Annotated in this window: 14 protein-coding genes and 3 pseudogenes; 11 read left to right on the forward strand and 6 right to left on the reverse strand. The window is 59.3% G+C overall.

Annotated features, from left to right (window positions below):
* Positions 1 to 396: 396 nt before the first annotated feature.
* Positions 397 to 1,902 (reverse strand): tyrosine-type recombinase/integrase, encoded by a 1,506-nt coding sequence (locus QQM41_RS15605; protein WP_339078310.1) that lies wholly within the window; start codon positions 1,900 to 1,902, stop codon positions 397 to 399.
* 672 nt (positions 1,903 to 2,574) lie between these two features.
* On the opposite strand from QQM41_RS15605, the gene QQM41_RS15610 reads away from it, so the two are divergent.
* Both QQM41_RS15610 and QQM41_RS15615 read left to right on the forward strand, forming a co-directional pair.
* Positions 2,575 to 2,814: a hypothetical protein gene (locus QQM41_RS15610; RefSeq protein WP_339078311.1), complete on the forward strand. Its 240-nt coding sequence runs from the start codon at positions 2,575 to 2,577 to the stop codon at positions 2,812 to 2,814.
* Positions 2,815 to 2,856: 42 nt separating this feature from the next.
* Positions 2,857 to 3,135: pseudogene (locus QQM41_RS15615) on the forward strand (phage integrase N-terminal SAM-like domain-containing protein); the annotation flags it as partial.
* Positions 3,136 to 3,474: 339 nt separating this feature from the next.
* Here QQM41_RS15615 and QQM41_RS15620 read toward each other — a convergent pair.
* On the reverse strand, positions 3,475 to 4,506 hold the full coding sequence (locus tag QQM41_RS15620) for an IS110 family transposase (RefSeq protein WP_237934641.1): 1,032 nt from the start codon (positions 4,504 to 4,506) through the stop codon (positions 3,475 to 3,477).
* A 79-nt stretch (positions 4,507 to 4,585) separates the two neighbouring features.
* Here QQM41_RS15620 and QQM41_RS15625 point away from each other — a divergent pair.
* Both QQM41_RS15625 and QQM41_RS15630 read left to right on the forward strand, forming a co-directional pair.
* Positions 4,586 to 5,218, forward strand: a pseudogene (locus QQM41_RS15625) (tyrosine-type recombinase/integrase); the annotation flags it as partial.
* Positions 5,219 to 5,237: 19 nt separating this feature from the next.
* Positions 5,238 to 6,428, forward strand: coding sequence for an IS91 family transposase (locus QQM41_RS15630; RefSeq protein WP_336763672.1), 1,191 nt, complete (start codon positions 5,238 to 5,240; stop codon positions 6,426 to 6,428).
* 450 nt (positions 6,429 to 6,878) lie between these two features.
* On the opposite strand, the gene chrA is transcribed toward QQM41_RS15630, so the two are convergent.
* Positions 6,879 to 8,099 carry a chromate efflux transporter gene (gene chrA / locus QQM41_RS15635; RefSeq protein WP_039998682.1) on the reverse strand — a complete coding sequence of 407 codons (1,221 nt, stop codon included), beginning with the start codon at positions 8,097 to 8,099 and terminating at the stop codon, positions 6,879 to 6,881.
* A 163-nt stretch (positions 8,100 to 8,262) separates the two neighbouring features.
* On the reverse strand, positions 8,263 to 8,868 hold the full coding sequence (locus QQM41_RS15640) for a cytochrome b/b6 domain-containing protein (protein ID WP_339078176.1): 606 nt from the start codon (positions 8,866 to 8,868) through the stop codon (positions 8,263 to 8,265).
* A gap of 157 nt (positions 8,869 to 9,025) precedes the next feature.
* Between QQM41_RS15640 and QQM41_RS15645 the strand changes: the two genes are divergently transcribed.
* From QQM41_RS15645 to QQM41_RS15675, 7 genes are all read left to right on the forward strand, one after another.
* Positions 9,026 to 9,721, forward strand: coding sequence for a VIT family protein (locus tag QQM41_RS15645; protein ID WP_035379753.1), 696 nt, complete (start codon positions 9,026 to 9,028; stop codon positions 9,719 to 9,721).
* Positions 9,722 to 9,798: 77 nt separating this feature from the next.
* Positions 9,799 to 10,152 carry a metalloregulator ArsR/SmtB family transcription factor gene (locus QQM41_RS15650; RefSeq protein ID WP_339078177.1) on the forward strand — a complete coding sequence of 118 codons (354 nt, stop codon included), beginning with the start codon at positions 9,799 to 9,801 and terminating at the stop codon, positions 10,150 to 10,152.
* On the forward strand, positions 10,149 to 10,571 hold the full coding sequence (gene arsC, locus QQM41_RS15655) for an arsenate reductase (glutaredoxin) (protein ID WP_070324232.1): 423 nt from the start codon (positions 10,149 to 10,151) through the stop codon (positions 10,569 to 10,571). The genes QQM41_RS15650 and arsC overlap by 4 nt, the downstream gene beginning before the upstream one ends.
* The gene (locus QQM41_RS15660) at positions 10,571 to 11,866 is read left to right on the forward strand and encodes an arsenic transporter (protein WP_339078178.1); all 1,296 of its coding nucleotides are present in this window, start codon (positions 10,571 to 10,573) and stop codon (positions 11,864 to 11,866) included. Before arsC ends, QQM41_RS15660 begins: the two co-directional genes overlap by 1 nt.
* Before the next feature lie 23 nt (positions 11,867 to 11,889).
* A complete protein-coding gene (gene arsH / locus QQM41_RS15665; RefSeq protein ID WP_025440028.1) occupies positions 11,890 to 12,588 on the forward strand; it encodes an arsenical resistance protein ArsH in 699 nt (232 codons plus the stop codon).
* A gap of 8 nt (positions 12,589 to 12,596) precedes the next feature.
* Positions 12,597 to 13,652 (forward strand): ArsO family NAD(P)H-dependent flavin-containing monooxygenase, encoded by a 1,056-nt coding sequence (locus QQM41_RS15670; protein WP_339078179.1) that lies wholly within the window; start codon positions 12,597 to 12,599, stop codon positions 13,650 to 13,652.
* A 110-nt stretch (positions 13,653 to 13,762) separates the two neighbouring features.
* Positions 13,763 to 15,148: an IS1380 family transposase gene (locus QQM41_RS15675; RefSeq protein WP_339078180.1), complete on the forward strand. Its 1,386-nt coding sequence runs from the start codon at positions 13,763 to 13,765 to the stop codon at positions 15,146 to 15,148.
* A 272-nt stretch (positions 15,149 to 15,420) separates the two neighbouring features.
* Here the strand turns inward: QQM41_RS15675 and QQM41_RS15680 are convergent, their stop codons facing one another.
* Positions 15,421 to 18,591: an error-prone DNA polymerase gene (locus QQM41_RS15680; RefSeq protein ID WP_408874588.1), complete on the reverse strand. Its 3,171-nt coding sequence runs from the start codon at positions 18,589 to 18,591 to the stop codon at positions 15,421 to 15,423.
* Positions 18,592 to 18,593: 2 nt separating this feature from the next.
* A pseudogene (locus QQM41_RS15685) lies at positions 18,594 to 19,266 on the reverse strand (DUF6504 family protein); the annotation flags it as partial.
* Positions 19,267 to 19,494 lie beyond the last annotated feature (228 nt).

Here is a 19,494-nt window from a genome sequence, read left to right on the forward strand (position 1 = left end):
TGACGTAGCAGGTGGGCTTTGGTCAAGTTGGACTTTACTCACAGGAGTTTTCCACGTGATTAGGTTGGACGTTACTCACGGATTTTGGACTTCACTCACGCGGCAAATTGAAGATTATTAGATTTATATTATTTGCTGTGTGAGTAGAGTCCAGTGGATTAACCAGAGTCGTGTGAGAAGGGTCCAATTTTACCGTGAGTAAAGTCCAATGTCCCCTGAAAGTTTGGTCTTGCCAATTTTTGTTGGGAGCTTTTCCAATAGTCTAGCCGTGAGTAAAGTCCAATAAATCCCGACTCTATGCAACGTTGCATAGAGTCAGTCTGATTCCCTGATGTGATAGATATGGTCAGCTTTCATTAAGAATCGCATGGCATTCATCTATCAGTCTAAATTTCTCTAAAAACGCGTCTTTCCTGGATGTTTTGAAAGAACTTGATCCTCCTCAATGTAAGCCTCCAAGACGCGGTAATCGCGATGACGGGAAAAGCGTTTGAGCCTGATCAGATCGAGGCCATCCTGAGCACCGGTCGTGATAGCACCCCGGCGCAGACTGTGGCCGCTGAAATCACCCTCAATGCCGGCTGACTGACAGCGCTGCTTGATAATCTTGGCAACCGACCAGTCTGAAAGACTCTTCATGCCAATTTTAGGGGCAGGGGGCGGCTCATTATTTTTCGCAGCAGCAGGCAACCATATTCTTGGGAAGGCGGCCGTCGTCTCGTTTACGTTCTCTGGTTTAGTATCCTTGTTCTTGTTTCGTGGCGTCAATTTTGACTGTCGTAGCCACGTCTCCCATGCCCGCACCGGACAATGTCTGGTTATGCCGCGTGGGATAACAATCGTGGTGCCCTGATGCTTCTTGTCGCCTTTGGAGTGGGGCAGGGTGATCCGCATGCAGTCTTCATCAAGCGAGACGTGTTCGAGCTGGATCGCCGCCAGTTCGGAGCGTCGTAGCGCACCACCATAACCAAGGAGGAGAATGGCGCGATCACGAGCATCCACCAGCGAGGTCATCGGGATCCTATCAACAACCTCGCAGATCAACTCCCATGTCAAACCTTTGACCTGACGTGGTGGCGTTTTCCTCGGTGAGCGATGAATACCCGCCAGCGTCTCAGAGACGAGCGCGTGTGTCGTTGGAATGGGAAGATGGGAGATGTGATGAAGATAGCGCAGTGCTGCACGATGGAGTTCGATAGTGGCCGGCTTACGTTCGCGCAAAGCGAGATCTGCAAGATAGGTGGCAACGTCTTCACTACGAGCAGGTAAGGCGGGAAGGTCATGACGTGCTGCCCAAACACACCAGCCCCGGATTGCCGAGCGATAGGCACGGCGGGTGTTCGTGGCCTTCGCTAGCTGAACGAAAGCGCCGACAGCTGCCTGTGATGTCTCCAGTTGGCCGTCATGTTTGGGAACCTCAGCTTCGACCAGATCTGTGAACCAACGCGCGACATTAGCTGGATTCTGTCCGATAGGTGGTGGTGTCGCGATAGATCGAATTTTATCTTTTCTAGGAAGGTCTGATGCTGTTTGACCCTGGTCCAACGCGACAAACGACGCGACAAATGCCAAGCGCTGTCGATCGATCTCAAGAGCTACTTCGAGATGGTAGCCATTGGGCAGGGAGGAGGAGGTAGCCTCAAGAAGCATCCGTGCGTTGGATGCGTGTTCGGCGCACTCGGGCAGTTCGGTATCGGGTAGAAAGCTGCCGTCAGGCAGCATGCTGCCGGCAACGAAAACGGGAAGGGGCGGTGAGAAATGGGCCGTCGAGAGAATGGAGCGCAGGACGTCGGTCGTTACGTCGGATTGAGTCAGAAGCTGCCTAGTAAGGCGATCCACCTGGTCGATAACACGCGGGAGTAGAACGGGCCAAGAGCCTGTCAAATGGAGAGAATCAAGCATTGTACTGTAGAGTTTAGCGGGGTAGCTAAAACTTGCCATCCCCAAAAATGATGGTGTTCGTGATGAAAATAATTGCCTCAGCCCGCGATGATATGCTTCAAGCAATGAAAAAATTATAATATAAGTTTCAACGTAAAATTGAAAAGAACAAATTAGATGACTGTCAAGAATACGACCCAGACTGGAAATTGGCGTGATTCCAGACCTATTGTTATGCTAGAAGCACCCCCGCTCATGGTAGGGCCGGACATATAGAAACTGAAACGATAAATAATTTTTATCACGCTATTAAGAATTCCATTTCTTTTGATACGAGGGAGGATGAAGTACATGACTGGTTTCAATTTCGAAATGTCATGGATAGTCCTCTTCCAAACAATAACAAGCACATAGACTGGTCTGGAAGACCCGAGCTTGATAAGGCTATAATTGATAAATGTAGCCGTCTGGATGGTAGATGGGTAATATTTGCCAATAGGCCGTGGCAACTTTTGAAAGCGAATTACGCTTTGCAGACTGATGATATCGAGTTCTGCCGTTTTAGAAACATCACGCTACGACACGAAACTCACGCAGATGTCCATATCAGGGCCGCTTGGATCTGGCATACTGCAAACACTGTTCGGCGATTGTGGGAGCCGGATATCGCTAGGATTGGAAAATTTCTTTGGTTTGACTGCGTTTCGGCATGGAGAGATGCTGAAGGGTGTGTTTGATGAAGTCTGGCTTGCTACCGGCGACCAGAACAGCTCTGCTTATGACCAACATAGGGCGACTGCAGCCTGTCTGCTCAGTGATACAGGAGCAGACAGGCGGATCAGGGGGGAGAACGAACCCGCTGCGCGGGATTGGTGCGGTGTGCAGGTCTGTCACCACGGCGTGAGCGATCTGTTTTATTTGGAACTGTCCTGATCGGGCCAAGCACTCTGGCTTCTTCCCACCAGAAGGAGCCGGATGATGACAGAGTCCCTGTGCATTGCTGCAATCAGTCCCCTTCGCCAGCGCCTGCTTGATGACATGGCGGTGCGGCGGTTCTCCCGGGAGACGCAGCGCAATTACCTTCGCGATGTCGGCCGGTTCGCCACGTTTCTGGGCCGCTCACCCCACACGGCAACAGTCGAGGATGTGCGCCAGTTCCAGATTGCGCAGAACGCGGCTGGCATGCCGACACCGACCATGAATGCCATCGTGTCGGCGCTGCGGTTTTTCTTCACCCAGACGCTCGACCGCCCTATGTGGACGGCCGTTTAAAGGCAATGCTTCACATTGTCTTTCCCATGCAATTTCCAAAACGTATTATTCTACTGGCGGATGATGCATACCGATTTAACGTGAAGACCCGGTCAGATGCGCTCTTATGTCCGGCCTGTTTATGCGACTTTATGCGCTGGCCATCATGGGTGTGCGCTCACGTGTCAGGCACCAATCTCGTATCGCGTGCTCAGGGGCACAGACGGTCGAACGGTATGGCCTGAACTGTTGCTGAATGACAGTCTTCCCATCACGTCGGTTCATACATCCTGCCGGATTTACCGGAGCAAGCTCCGGTGTCCATCGTTCTGCTGGTACAAGTCAGCCTGCTGAAACACTGACACCAGCCGGACGATAGATCTCTTTACGTGACAACAACGCCCAGATGATACGAGCCATTTTATTGGCAAGTGCAACTGTTGCCAGACGCCTTGGACGACGCGCCATGAGTTCGCATAGCCACTGACCCGCAGCGCTATCCCACTTATGGGCACGATGAAGCATGGCCGTCGCACCAAGAACCAGCAACGTTCTTATCTGCCGGTTGCCCGTTTTGGTAATCCTTCCCAGACGGGTTTTACCGCCGGTAGAATGCTGACGAGGCACAAGCCCAAGCCAGGCGGCAAAATGGCGCGCAGAGGCGAAGGAGCCAATATCCGCGACCGAGGCGACAATCAGAGAAGCCGTTATGGGACCGACCCCAGGGATGGTCATCAGCCGACGCGCATCCTCATCGCTTTTTGCACGCGCCCGGATCTGCACTTCCAAAGCATCAATGCTCTGAGCGACCTTTTCGTAATGCTCAAATAACAACATGGCACTCTGCTTCATGGTAGCCGGCAGGTCGGCTGATGTCTCTATTTTTGCCATCAGTTCTGGCAGATGGCGTGTGCCCAGAGGGGCTATCAGCCCGAACTCGGAAGCAAGAGCCCGTAACGCATTACTCAGCATGGTCTGCTGTTTGACCAGAAGAGCGCGGGTAGAATGCAGTGACAACACGCCTTGCTGCTCTTCGCTCTTGATCGGAACACACATCGTATCAGGATGAGTCGCCGCCATGCAGATCGCAGCCGCATCAACAGCGTCGTTTTTCTTGCCTTTTTTGACAAATGATTTGACCCGATCAGGAGGAACCAGTCTGACATCATGACCAATCCTGCTGATCACCCGTGCCCAGTAATGAGCTGACCCGCAGGCTTCCAGAACAACTTCACATGGGTCAAGTTTTGCAAAAAATGCTGAAATTTCACTGCGACCAAGCTTGCGCTTGAAAACGCACTTTCCATTTGCGTCAGCCCCATGAGCCTGAAAAACGGATTTGGCAATATCAAGGCCAATTATGCTAGCTTTCATACGGGCGGTCTCCTCCTGATGGTCAGTGAACCTCCATCATGGCACATTGATGCCGCAGGGAGGCCGTCCACCCCATCTCGACCTTGCACGCAAGCTGGTCCGGGTGGCGCAGCCCCGCAACCTGCCCGTCGTGCTGAGCCGCGATGAAGTTGCCCGGTTGCTCAACGCGACCGTATGCCTCAAGCATCAGGCCGCCCTGTCGGTCGCCTATGGGGCAGGCCTGCGGGTGGCCGAGGTCGCAGCTCTCAAGATCAGTGATATCGACAGCGAGCGCATGCTGCTCAGGGTCGAACGGGGCAAAGGGGGACGATATCGCAACGCCATGCTTCCGGCAGACCTTCTGCCCCTGCTGCGGGAGTGGTGGAAGGCCGGACGCCAGCAGGGCGTGATGCATTCCGGTGGCTGGCTTTTTCCCGGGCAGGACACCATGAGGCCCATCAGCACACGGCAGCTCCATCGTGTGGTTGTCGATGCCGCGCGGGCTGCTTCGATCACCAGACGTGTGGGGCCTCATACCCTGCGGCACAGCTTTGCCACGCACCTGCTGGAGGATGGTGTCGATGTCCGAGTGATCCAGGTTCTGCTGGGTCATTCCCGCCTGGAGACCACGGCCCTTTATACAAAAGTTGCGACACGGACCGTGCGGGCCGTCATCAGTCCGCTCGACAGACTGGGCATGCTGGCGACAACGCAGGCGAGGCCCGACGGCTGATCCCCGGGCGGGGGCGGTCATGTCCGCCTCCCTCGAACTGGGGGACATCTTCCGGGCTGCCGGCCCTGCTTGGCGGTCAGCCCATGCCGGCCGTCTCCCCCTGCAGCAGCTCAAGGTCATGTCGGCGATCGAACACTGTCGCACGGCGGCCCTTGGTGGTCATGTCGCGGCCTGCGGGGACTGTGGACACTGGCGGATCGCCTATAACAGCTGTCGCAACCGTCATTGTCCGCGCTGTCAGGGAAACGCCGCGCGGACATGGCTGGCCGAGCGGGAGGCCGATCTGCTGCCGGTCGGGTATTTTCATGTCGTCTTCACCCTGCCTGCGCGGATCGCCGACATCGCGCTCCAGAACAAGGCCGTTCTCTACGCCCTGCTGTTCCAGGCCGCCTCGGAGACGATGATGACGATCGCCGCCGATCCCCGGCATCTGGGGGCGCGCATCGGCATCACCGCCGTGCTGCACAGCTGGGGTTCGGCGCTGACCCACCATCCCCATGTGCACATGATCGTGCCGGGTGGCGGTCTCTCGCCCGATGGCCAGCGCTGGATCTCATCGCGACCGGCTTTCCTGCTGCCCGTTCGCGTGCTGGGCAAACTGTTCCGCCGCCTGTTCCTGACCCGGCTGCGCGCACTTTTCGATGCCGACCGGCTGGCCTTTCGGGGGCAGCTTGCCCCTCTGGCAGACCGCCGTGCCTTTCTGCGGTATCTGGCCCCTGTGCGCAGCACGCGCTGGGTCGTCTACGCCAAACCGCCTTTTGCCGGTCCTAAAGCAGTGCTGGCCTACCTGTCGCGCTATACCCACCGTGTCGCCATCTCGAACCGCCGCCTCCTGGCGTTCAACGAAAACGGCGTGACGTTCCGCTACAAGGACTACCGGCGGGACACGGCCCATCAGCAGCAGGTCATGACACTCGCCACGGATGAGTTCATCCGCCGCTTCATGCTGCATGTCCTGCCACGGGGATTTCATCGCATCCGCCATTATGGCCTGCTGGCCAGTTCCAGCCGCAAGGCCAGCCTCGCCCGGGTGCGGGAACTGCTCAAGGTCATATCCACACCAGCGCCAGAAGTCCCGGAAGCCGAACCGATCACGCCACCGCCGTGCCCATGCTGTGGTGGTCCGATGATCGTCATCCAGATCCTTCCCCGATGGTGCCAGCCCCGAGGGCCACCACGGGCGACTGATCCGACCGGGGGATCACCATGACAGCCCGCAGATACGACAGCATGACCGATCCCGATGTCGGAGTGGCTCCGCCCCGGCAAACCGGGGCTTCTGTACGCATCACCGGAAAAACCGGGAAAATCGCTGTCTGCACCGCCAGTTCTGTCATCGCGTCATGCAGATCCGGTCATAAAAAACCCGTTCCAGTTCCACAAACGCACCTGTATGCTCTGGCTCAGGCTCTCCCCCGGGTAGCGCCAGTTGCAAATTCCCCATAACTGAGTCCCGGTGTCGCGGGTTCGGTCTTCCCAGACTTTCGTACGCCTCGCGGCGCCCGAAACCCTTCAGGGAAACTGCCTGTCCGTTTTCTGGCTGACTTACACAGGAAACGGCCGAAACATGGCCCTTATAACGACGCGCCATTATTGAAGTGTGCGTTGAAAAACGGTATGGCGATCACGCGTCGATGCACGTCGCTGACTGAACATTTCATTATGCCGCCTGCCCAATGACGACCCCTCCCAGCGCGCTGATACCGACTACCACCAGGGGTGGCGCCCGCCAGACGGTCAGCAGGACGAAACCGACCAGCACGATCCCGAAATCCGCCGCCGACCTGACCGCGCTCGTCCAGACCGGTGTATAGAGCGCCGCCCCCAGCAGGCCCACGACCGCTGCGTTGACGCCGCGCATCGTCGCCTGAACGGCCCGCTGGCTGCGGAAGGTGTCCCAGAAGGGCAAAGCTCCGATCAGGACCAGGATGCCCGGCAGAAAGATGCCGAAAAGACCGAAAGCGGCACCGGCAACACCGTGGGGAGATTGCCCGACGACCGCGCCGAGATAGGCCGCGAACGTGAAAAGCGGCCCCGGAACCGCCTGTGCCGCGCCATAACCGGCGAGAAAGGTGTCGTCGCTGACCCAGCCCGATGTCACGAAAGCCTCGTGCAGCAAGGGCAGCACGACATGACCGCCACCGAACACGAGCGCGCCTGACCGGTAGAAGGCGTCGAACAGGGAAACGCCCTCTGGTGCGCCATGGCAGGCGAGAACGGGCAGACCGAAGAGCAACGCCAGAAAGAGAGCCAGTGCGACGATCCCTGCACGATGCGATACGGGCACTGTAATATGCTCGCCATCTGACGTCTGCACAGAGCGGCAAAGCCACAAGCCGGCGAGGCCCCCGAGAACGATGGCCGCGATCTGGGCAAGCGGTGAGATGGCGAACAGAACGATGAGCGCGGCCGTGACCGCGATCGAAGCTCGCGTCCGGTCCGGACACAGCGTGCGCGCCATGCCCCATACGGCCTGTGCGACGATGGCGACGGCGACGAGTTTCAGTCCATGCAGAAGGCCTGCACCAGTCGGGCCGGCAAGCGCGTTCGCGCCATAGGCGAAGAGGACCAGTATAAGTGCCGAAGGCAGGGTGAACCCCGCCCACGCCGCAAGACCGCCTGCATAACCGGCCCGCATCAGGCCAATGGAAAATCCCACCTGGCTGCTCGCGGGACCGGGCAGGAACTGACACAGCCCGACGAGATCGGCATAGGCGCGCTCATTGAGCCACCGGCGTCGGACGACGAATTCGTCCCGGAAATACCCGATATGCGCGATCGGCCCGCCGAAGCAGGTGACGCCCAGCCTGAGAAAGATGAGGAGCACCTCAAGAGCCGACCCCGGTCTTTCTGGTCCCACGCCACGCGGCACGATCGTCATTGGGTCGATACTTTCTTATTTTCCCGTTCGACAGGAGACAATTCCCATGAACCGGCATTCATGTGAAGCTGCTGATGACAACAAAAAATCATCACTTCTGGCTTGTTGGCGGCCCAGCATCACGGTGTGCCCAGTCATACAATCAGACAGGATACTGACCGCCTCACTGACGGAGCAAGAAACACTGCGGCAACATGCGCCCGAAAACTTTGTCCTTCAGGACGAACTGATGAAAAAGCGCCGCCGCGCCATGGCCTGTCGCAAAGCCCATGATCAGCCAGGCGTTCCACTCATGCAGCGTGTGAAGCCACGTCACGGTTTCCGCCGGGAACCGTGCAAACGGGGATGGGATCAGAAGGCCGAAAAAACTCATCGTCTGCCCGGCACCCCATCGCCAGAAGTAGCCCAGCAAAATTTCCGCCAGAAGCAGCCCATAGAGTGTGTACTCCGCCCCGAGAGCGCATACCCGGTCCACTGGACGGAGAAGGTCCGACAGATGCCGGCCTTTCGTCAGACGCCAGACTATGCGGAACGCCATGATCACCGTCAGCAGGATACCGACGGTCAGATGCGCGACGACCATCAGATGATGGACGGGTTTTGCCGGCCAGTTCCAGGTTTCGCCAAGAGCAAACTGAAGCAGCACCAGAAAGGCGGTGGTCCAGTGAAGGACGATCGTCGGCCTGTCGTAGCGCAGGGTGTCGGTAATGTCCGGCGTTGAACAAGGCATATGCGTCTCGATGAAAAGGAACCCTGGATTCACTTCCATATCATGCTTACCTGACAGGATTCTGAACAGAGAATATTTTACGAAAATATAAATACTATTGAAAATAGCTCGCAATGTCAGAATAAAATGCCTATTGCCGTGGCAAAAACAGGGGCCTAAATCTGGTTTGTATTTATCAGAAGCAACAGGTCACCTTATGTCGCGTCTCCATCCTCTGGCCGAACGCCATGCCGTCGAGAAACTGGGGTGGCTGCGCGCGGCCGTTCTCGGCGCCAATGACGGAACGCTGTCGACCGGCAGCCTCATCGTCGGCGTTGCCAGTTCTCATGCGACACGCGGCAGCATTCTCGTCGCGGGACTGTCCGCGCTTGTCGCGGGCGCCCTGTCCATGGCGGCAGGCGAGTATGTCTCGGTCAGTTCCCAGGCCGATTCCGAACACGCCGACATCGCCCGCGAGAAACAGGAACTGGTCACGGACTGGGAGGGCGAAGTCACCGAACTGGCCGGGATTTATCAGAAGAGAGGGCTGGATAAAGACCTCTCGCGCAAGGTCGCCGTTGCCCTCATGAAGCATGATGCGCTCGGTGCCCATGCAAGGGATGAACTGGGTCTGTCCGAAGCCACGGCGGCACGACCCATACAGGCGGCATTCGCCTCGGCAACCGCCTTTTCATCCGGAGCACTACTGCCTGTGCTGGCGGCGGTTCTGACGCCCGTGGCGTGGGTATCCTGGGGCGTGTCCCTGACGTCCGTCGTGGTTCTCGCTGTTCTGGGGGTCGTTGGCGCGATTGCCGGCGGCGCAGCGCCTCTGCGCCCAGCACTGCGTGTGACGTTCTGGGGTATTGTGGCAATGATCGTCACGGGCGGGATCGGCCGCCTGTTCGGCGTGTGAAGCCGCGTTCCAAGCTCTGAACGAGGCATGTCCTGGGTAGTCTTGACTTCATCCCATATATCCGTGATCGTCGATTTATGGATACAGAATCTGTCCTCGCTGCCCTGAGCGCTCTGTCGCAGTCCACGCGACTGGAGATCTTCCGCCTGCTGGTGCGCCACGAACCGGACGGACTACCCGCCGGAGACGTCGCGCGGCATCTCGATGTCCCGCAGAACACGATCTCGGCCCATCTTGCCACCCTGACCCGTGCCGGCCTGCTGACCTCGCAGCGCCACAGCCGGCTGATCGTCTATCGCGCCTGTCTTCCGCGCCTGCGCGACCTGATGCTCTTCCTCGTCAGAGACTGCTGTGCGGGCAGCCCCGAACTCTGCGCGCCCCTGATCGCGAACCTGTCTTCCTGCAGCCCGAGCCCGGCCTCATGCCCATGACCGTCACTATCTACCACAATCCGGCCTGCGGCACGTCGCGCAACGTGCTGGCACTGATCCGCAATAGCGGCGAGGAGCCCAGGATCATCGAATATCTGAAAACCCCACCGAGCCGCGCGGAACTGTTCGATCTGATCGCCCGTATGGGGGTTCCGGTGCGCGCGGTCCTGCGGGAAAAGGGCACGCCCTTTCACGAGCTCGGCCTCGATAATCCGACCCTGACGGACGATACGCTGATCGACGCCATGATCGCACACCCGATCCTGATGAACCGGCCGATCGTCGTCACCCCCCTCGGTGTTGCGCTCTGCCGTCCGTCCGAGGCGGCTCTGGAAATCCTGCCCAACCCGCAGCGGGGCGCTTTCGTCAAAGAGGACGGCGAGAAGATCGTCGATGAATCCGGAAAGCGGATCTCCTGATGCTGGCTCTTCTGCTTTTCGTTGTCACGCTGGTTTTTGTCATCTGGCAGCCTCGGGGGCTGGGCATCGGCTGGAGCGCAATGGCAGGTGCCGCCGTGGCCTTGGCGGCTGGCGTGATCCACTGGCATGACATTCCTGTCGTCTGGCACATCGTCTGGGACGCGACCTTCACCTTTATCGCGCTGATCGTCATCTCGCTGTTGCTGGATGAGGCAGGGTTCTTCCATTGGGCCGCCCTGCACGTCGTACGCTGGGGCAAAGGGCGAGGCCGGACGCTATTCCCGCTGATCGTGGTGCTGGGAGCGGCCATTGCAGCGGTTTTCGCCAATGACGGCGCGGCCCTGCTGCTGACGCCCATTGTCATCGCTATCCTCACACAACTCCGTCTGAACCATGGCGCGGCGCTGGCCTTCATCATCGCGACCGGCTTTGTCGCGGATACCACCAGCCTGCCGCTGGTGATTTCCAATCTGGTGAACATCGTCAGCGCCAATTTCTTCGACATTCCCTTTGACCGCTACGCCGCGATCATGGTCCCCGTCGATCTGGCTGCCCTTGGCGCGACACTTGCCGTCCTGTGGCTCTATTACCAGCGGCAGGTGCCCCAGACCTACCCCGTCTCTGAACTGCCAGCACCTGTCTCGGCTATTCGTGACCACCTTGTGTTCCGCGCGGCTTTTCCGCTGCTGGCCCTGATTCTGGCAGCTTATTTCCTGACCGCGCCATTTCATATTCCGGTCTGTATCGTGGCCTGCCTGGCTGCCGGCATCCTGCTGGCAGTCGCCGGATATGGCCGGGTGATCCCTGTTCGCAAGGTGCTGATGGGCGCGCCATGGCAGATCGTGATCTTCTCGCTGGGCATGTATCTGGTGGTGTATGGCCTGCGCAATGCCGGGCTGACCGACTACCTTGCGGCCGCACTGGTCTGGCTTGGCCATCAGGGGCCGTTCATCGCCACCATCGGCGCCGGCTTTCTGGCGGCTGTTCTGTCGTCCATCATGAACAATATGCCGAGTGTGCTGGTCGGGGCACTGGCGATCCAGCAGGCGCACGACATCACGCCGCTGACACGCGACCTGATGGTCTATGCCAACATCATCGGCTGCGACCTCGGGCCGAAATTCACGCCGATCGGCAGTCTCGCGACACTGCTCTGGCTGCATGTGCTGGCGTCCAGGAACCATCGGGTCACGTGGGGGCAATATATGAAGGTGGGTCTGGTGATCACACCTCCCGTCCTGCTGGTCACACTCCTGGCGCTGGCCCTGTGGCTGCCTCTAATCAGCCAGCCGTAATGCATGAATGGACCGATATCACAATGACTGAACCTGACTTGCCGGCCCTTCACCCCGAATATCTTGAACAGGTCGATCTCGCGCGGCTGGAACCGCAACCGCGTGTGGACCATCCGCCGCGTATCCTTCTGCTCTATGGCTCTTTACGCCCCCGATCCTTCAGCCGGTTGCTGGTGCTTGAGGCAGAACGCATCCTGAAGGTGCTGGGGGCCGAGACACGGGTGTTCGACCCGACCGGCCTGCCGGTAGCGGATTCCGTGCCCGCAAGTCATTCGAAGGTGCGGGAACTGCGGGAACTCTCGATCTGGTCTGAAGGCCAGGTCTGGTGCAGCCCCGAACGGCACGGCAACATCACTGCCGTGTTCAAGAACCAGATCGACTGGTTGCCCCTGACGGAAGGCTCGATCCGCCCGACGCAGGGCCGCACGCTGGCGGTCATGCAGGTTTCGGGCGGATCGCAGAGCTTCAATTCCGTCAATGCCCTGCGGGTGCTGGGCCGGTGGATGCGGATGTTCACCGTCCCCAATCAGTCCAGCGTGCCGATGGCCTATACCCAGTTCGGTGACGATGACCGGATGAAGCCATCCCCCCTCTATGACCGGATGGTAGATGTCATGGAGGAGCTGATGAAGTTCACATGGCTGCTGCGCGACCGGGCCGACTACCTCGTTGATCGCTACAGCGAACGCAAGGCGGAATTCCGTCTCCCGGAAAGTCTGTGAGCCGGGCAATGGCGGAACAGTTCGATGTTGTGATCGTGGGAGGCGGTCAGGCGGCCCTCGCCGCGTCGTATTTTCTACGACGGACCGGACTGCGTTACGTCATTCTTGATAACGGGACGCAGGCGGGTGGTGCATGGGTGCATGGCTGGGACTCCCTGCATCTGTTTTCACCCGCGTCCTACAGTTCGCTGCCCGGCTGGCCGATGCCAGACACGCCGGATGGCAGCTATCCGACCCGTGACGAGGTGTTGGACTATCTGCACCGCTACGAGGCGCGCTATGCGCCGCCGATCCGCCGTCCGGTCATGGTCGAGTGTGTGGAGCGCGCGAACGGAAAACTTCTGACTGTCAGAACCAGCGCGGGTGATTTTCTTGGCCGTGCGGTTATCGGGGCGACCGGTACGTGGTCAGCCCCCTTTGTTCCCGATGTCGCGGGGCGTGACCTCTTCGGCGGGACGCAACTCCATTCCAGCCATTACCGGAATGCCGCGCCCTTTGCCGGCCGACGTGTACTGGTGGTGGGTGGGGGCAACTCCGGGGCACAGATTATGGCGGAGCTGTCGCTTGTCGCTCAGGCAACATGGGTCACGCTGCATGATCCCATCTTTCTGCCCGATGACGTGGACGGACGGGTCCTGTTCGAGCGGGCGACCGCTCGCGTTCTCGGCGGCCCGTCGGCCATGCCCACCAGCGGCTTTGGCGATATCGTCATGGTCCCACCTGTGTGCGCCGCCAGGGAGCGAGGCGTGCTCCACGCGGTGCGCCCGTTTGTACGTGTGACGGCGACGGGCGTCGTCTGGCCCGACGGGCGGGAAGAAGCCATCGATAGGATCATCTGGTGTACCGGCTTCCGACCCGCGCTCGGTGTATTTGCATCACTCGACGTGATCGAGCCGGACGGCTTGATCCGTGTTAACGGGCAGCAGGCCGTCAGGGAGCCACGTCTCTGGCTGCTGGGTTATGGCTCCTGGTGTGGGCCCGCATCCGCCACGCTGCTGGGCGCCGGCCGTGTCGCCAGATCCATGGTCCGGCAACTGGCGGCCTGGCTTGCGTCGCCGATATAGAAGGTCTGCTTATCGACGCGGAAATCTCACGGAAGGGTTGTACATCGGGTCAGATTATGAAAAAGTCTGTTTTGTAGAAAAGATATTTTCATAAGCAATAAACGAACCCGATGCAGACAGAGTGTAGCGCAGGCGCGTATGAGTTTCCAGCCTCCTGTGGACGGCGTGTTGTGGCCCGTTTTGACGGGGGTCGCATGAGTTCGGATGGGGGCGTCATTCTGGTGAAGCAGGCTGATGACATTCTGGGTCTCAGCCGCCGCTTTGCTGCCTGTTTTCGCGATAAGCGGCATCCCGGCTTTGTGGAATACCGGGTTGAAGACCTTGTCCGTCAGCGGATCATGGGCCTGGCACTGGGCTATGAAGATCTCAATGATCACGATGCCCTGCGGCATGACCTGATCTTTGGTCTGGCCTCGGGCCGTCTGTCAGGAGGCCGGGCAAACTGCGCAGCATTGGCTGGCAAATCTACACTGAACCGGTTGGAGCGCAGTGGGCAGCAGGCAGACCGTTACTGTCGTATCATTGCTGATCATGAGGCTCTGGCCGGGCTGTTCGTCACACTCTTCATGGATCAGCATGACCGGGCGCCTGCCCGGATCATTCTGGATGTGGATGCGACCGACGATCGTATCCATGGTCATCAGGAAGGCCGGGCCTTTCATGGGTATTACGGCCATAACTGCTATCTGCCGTTATACATCTTCTGCGGAGACCATCTCCTCAGCGCTACCCTGCGCACGGCAGACAGGGACCCGGGGAACGAAGCGCTGGCAGACATCAGCCGGATCGTGAAACAGATCAGGAGCCGCTGGCCCCGGGTGCGTATCCTTATCCGCGGAGATAGTGGCTTCGCCCGCGACAGCCTGATGACATGGTGCGAAGACAACCACGTTGACTTTTTATTCGGGCTTGCGGGGAACACCCGCCTGTATGACCGGATTGCCTCCCTGTCCGCCGAGGTTTGTGACGCAGCCACCACAACAGGCAAAGCGGCACGCGGCTTTGCCTCCTTTGACTGGATCACAAAGGACAGCTGGACACGCCGCAGACGGGTCGTGGCCAAGGCCGAGTGGCGCCATGGCAACCGCTATCACCGTTTCATTGTCACCACTCTGCCGCAGGGAACGTCCGAGCCGCGTCACCTTTACGAACAGATCTACTGCGCCCGTGGGGATATGGAAAACCGCATCAAGGAATGCCAGATGGATCTGTTCTCCGACAGAACATCGTCCCACACCATCCGCGCCAACCAGCTGCGACTGTGGTTCTCGGCCGCAGCCTATGTCCTGTTGACCGCTCTGCAAAAGATGGCCCTTGGGCAGACCTCTCTGGAGGCGGCGACCTGCGGCACAATCCGCGCACGGCTGCTCAAAATCGCGACAATCGTAAAGGTCAGTGTCCGTCGGATTGTCCTGTCCATGCCGGACATGTTTCCCAGCCAGCACGAATTCGCCCTCGCTCATGCACGATTGCGAAGGCTTTGCCTGGCGCCCTGACGAAACAGACAGCGCACAGGCCACATAGCTCCCACCAACACTGCCTTCTCAGGCCGTGACACCCTCACTGCGTTCAGAACCCGCCGCCAGAAGTAGAATATCGTCAATATTCCAGATCGGGCTCCTGTGGGATGACTGAATTCTACAAAATAACCCAAAATTTCCTCAAGTGTGAGAAATTCGCGTCGAAACTTTGAGCAAGTCTGAACACGGCCGAGAAGAGGCGAAAACCGACACGATATGTCCGCCCACTGATCACTCCAACGTATAGGTTAGTGGAAATTTCTTGATTTCACCGCGATAAGTTCCGAATGTGCCTCCTGCTGTTGTGTGTCGACATCATGCAATGATCTGTTCGCGACGTCCGCCAGCATGCCTGACAGGTCGGTGATCTCCTTCGCGACCAGATGCACGACGTCACCTTCCTTCTGGAGCATGCCTGTCACAGCCAGCATTTGTCCGCCCAGCACCACACGCCGGTTTGCATCGAACATATCGGCCCAGATGATGACGTTCATGTTGGCCGTCTCGTCCTCCAGCGTCATGAAGACCACGCCTTCTGCCGATCCGGGCCTCTGGCGCACCAGCACAAGCCCCGCCATGGTGAGACGCTTCCCATCCTTTGCGTTCAAGGCGTGCCGACAGGACATGATGTCCCTTGCCTGAAGATCCTTGCGCAGAAAGGCCAAGGGATGATCCCGCAAGGTCAGGCCAAGCCGGTTGTAATCCCGCACCACCTCGGCCCCATCGCGCATGGGCTGGAGCAGCACTTCCGGTTCTTTCGCTTCCTTTGTCACCTGCGCTGCCGCGAACAGCGGCAGCGGTTCATCGCGCAGAGCCTTGATCGCCCACAGCGCCTCGCGTCGTGTCAACCCGAGCGAAGGCCGGAACCCATCCGCTTCGGCCAGATGGGTCAGGGCTGCCGCCTTCACACCGGCCCGACGCCACAGGTCATCGACCGAGGTGAAGGGGCGTGACGCTCGTGCAGCAACAATCCGGGCCGCATCGTCATTGGCTAGCCCCTTGACCAGCCTCATGCCCAGCCGCACGGCGAACATCCCGTCTGATCGCTCCGGTTCTTCCAGAGTGCTATCCCAACGTGAGGCATTTATACAGACAGGCCGGATTTCTACGCCGTGCTCGCGCGCATCACGCACAAGCTGCGCTGGTGCATAGAACCCCATTGGCTGGGAATTCAGGAGCGAGGCCAGAAACACGTCCGGATGGGTGCATTTCATCCAGGATGATGAATAAGCCAGAATGGCGAAACTGGCTGCGTGGCTCTCAGGAAACCCGTAAGAACCGAAACCCTCCAGTTGCTGGTAGATCCGCTCGGCGAATTCCTCATCATACCCATTGGCGCGCATGCCCTCGATCAGTCGTGTCTGAAACTGCGAGACCGTGCCGGTATTTTTGAAAGTCGCCATGGCCCGCCGAAGCTGATCGGCCTCGGCGGCGGTAAACCCCGCACAGATCATGGCGACCTGCATCGCCTGTTCCTGAAACAACGGGATCCCGAGCGTCTTTTTCAGAACCTTTTCCAGTTCAGGTGTCGGATAGTTTTCCGGCTCGATCCCTTCGCGCCTTCGGAGATAGGGATGGACCATATCCCCCTGGATGGGGCCGGGACGCACGATCGCCACTTCAATGACGAGATCGTAGAACACACGCGGTTTGAGACGCGGCAGCATGGACATCTGGGCGCGGGATTCAATCTGGAACACGCCGATCGTGTCAGCCTTCCTGATCATGGCGTAGGTGCGCGGATCTTCGGCCGGAATGCTCTGGAGCGTGAAATGCTGGCCCTTGTATTCGGCCAGCAGGTCCAGCCCTTTCTTCATGCAGGTCAGCATGCCCAGGGCCAGGATATCGACCTTCATGAATTTCAGGACGTCGATATCGTCCTTGTCCCATTCGATGATCTGGCGGGCCTCCATTGAGGCGGGCTCGATGGGCACCAGCTCATCCAGCCGGTCATGCGTCAGCACAAAACCGCCGGGATGTTGTGACAGATGCCGGGGCACCCCGATGAGGCAGCGCGTCAGGTCGAGTGTCAGGCGGATGCGCCGGTCGGACAGATCAATACCGGTGTCATTCAGGGCGTCATTGTCCAGCTTGCGCCCCCAGCCCCAGATCTGGCCCGAGAGAGTTCGGATCAGATCCTCCGGCAGCCCCATCACCTTGCCGACGTCCCGGAGCGCCCCTTTGGCGCGATAGCGGATGACCACCGCCGTCAGCGTCGCCCGGTTACGGCCGTAATGCTCATAGACCCATTGGATGACCTGTTCACGGCGGGCATGCTCGAAATCGACGTCGATATCCGGCGGCTCACCCCGCTCTTCGGAGACAAAGCGTTCGAACAGCAGCGAGTTGCGGGCCGGATCGATGGCAGTAATGCCGAGCACGTAGCAGACGGCAGAATTGGCGGCTGAGCCGCGGCCCTGGCAGAGAATGTCCTGGCTACGGGCATAGCGGACAATGCTGTTCACCGTCAGGAAATACGGCGCGTAGGCCATACGCCCGATCAGGCCGAGTTCGTGGCGGAGCGTTTCCGCCACGTCATTCGGAACGCCTTCTGGATAGGTGCGTGCCGCCCCCTCCCATGTCAGCGCCTCCAGCGCCGCCTGCGGTGTCTGGCCGGGCGCGGAGACTTCATCAGGATACTGATAGGCCAGATCGTCGAGCGAGAAGCGGCAGCGCTCCACAATATCCTGGGTGCGAGCCACTGCTTCGGGATAACGGCTAAACAGCCGGGCCATCTCCTGCGGTGGCTTGAGATAGCGGTCCGCGTGACGTTCGCGGACAAACCCCGCCTCGTCGATGGTGGTGTTGTGGCGGATGCAGGTGACGACATCCTGCAGGATGCGGCGGTCATGGGTGTGGAACAACGCGTCGTTGGTTACAACGGTTGGCACACGTGCCTGATGGGCCAGGTTCGCCAGTTCATACAATCGCATCTGATCATTGGGGCGGCGCAGCAGGGTCAGCGCCAGATAGGCCCGGTTGGCAAAGGCGTCTTTCAGCTTGCGCAGATGCAGGGCGCAGGCATCATCCGCCGTATCCGGGATCATGATAACGATCAGACCTTCACCCCAGGCAACCAAATCCTCCCGGAGCAGATGGCATTTCCCTTTGCCGGCTCGGGCCTTGCCTATGGTGAGCAGCCGACACAACCGGCCGTAGGCCGCGCGGTCGGTCGGATAGACCAGTACCGGCGGGAAATCAGCCAGGTCGAGGCGACAGCCGACGACCAGCCGGACGCCGGTAGCCTTCGCGGCTCCGTATGCCTGCACCATGCCCGCCAGGGAATTGCGGTCACAGATCCCGAGCGCCTCGATCCCAAGCGCTTTAGCCTGTTCGAACAGTTCGATCGGCGACGAGGCTCCACGCAGGAACGAGAAATAGGTCGTGACCTGCAGTTCGGCGTAGCGTGGTGCCGAGATGCTCACCCGAAGATCCCATGCAGGAACCAGCCCTGTGAGCCGGTCTCGCCGTGCTCGCCGTCGCCGGCCCGGTAGAGCCAGAACCGCTCGCCGCTGGTATCCTCCACCCGGAAGTAATCCCGGGCGATGGTCAGTTCCGCGTCATTCTTCCACCATTCGCCAAAGACACGCTCCGGGCCGTCAGCGCACTTCACTTTCCGCCGCACACCACGCCAGATGAAAAATAACGGCGGCTGGTCCGGCAGTTCCGCCATGGCCTGTACCGGCTCAGGTCGTGCCAGCAGCCGGGTAGGGCGTGGCCAGTGCTCCGGCCAGTCCTTCGTCTCCTCAGGCGCCAGTGCAGGCACACGGCAGAAGGAGCATTCAGGCAGGTCACTTTCCACCGGGGCAAACCGGTACAGCGCCTGCGTGCCGACACGGTTGGCCAAGGTGTCGATCAGGTCGGAGACGTCGACCTCTTCCTCGGCGATCAGGGAGGACGGTCTGCCTCCGGTCCATCGGTTCGGCCAGTGAGGCGATCAGCACCATGCGCTCAATGCCGAACCCTGGATCAATGTTTTCGATCTTCTCGCACAGCAGCCGGGTCAGGCGTTTGACGTCGCGCACCGGCACGGCGGTCGCCACCCGGATCGCCTCGGTGCGGCTGTCGACGCGATGCAGCAGCAGGTCGACGCGAATTTCTCACACTTGAGGAAATTTTGGGTTATTTTGTAGAATTCAGTCATCCCACAGGAGCCCGATCTGGAATATTGACGATATTCTACTTCTGGCGGCGGGTTCTGAACGCAGTGAGGGTGTCACGGCCTGAGAAGGCAGTGTTGGTGGGAGCTATGTGGCCTGTGCGCTGTCTGTTTCGTCAGGGCGCCAGGCAAAGCCTTCGCAATCGTGCATGAGCGAGGGCGA

It is taken from the genome of Acetobacter sp. AC2005 (assembly GCF_037901235.1).
Lineage (GTDB): Bacteria > Pseudomonadota > Alphaproteobacteria > Acetobacterales > Acetobacteraceae > Acetobacter > Acetobacter oryzoeni.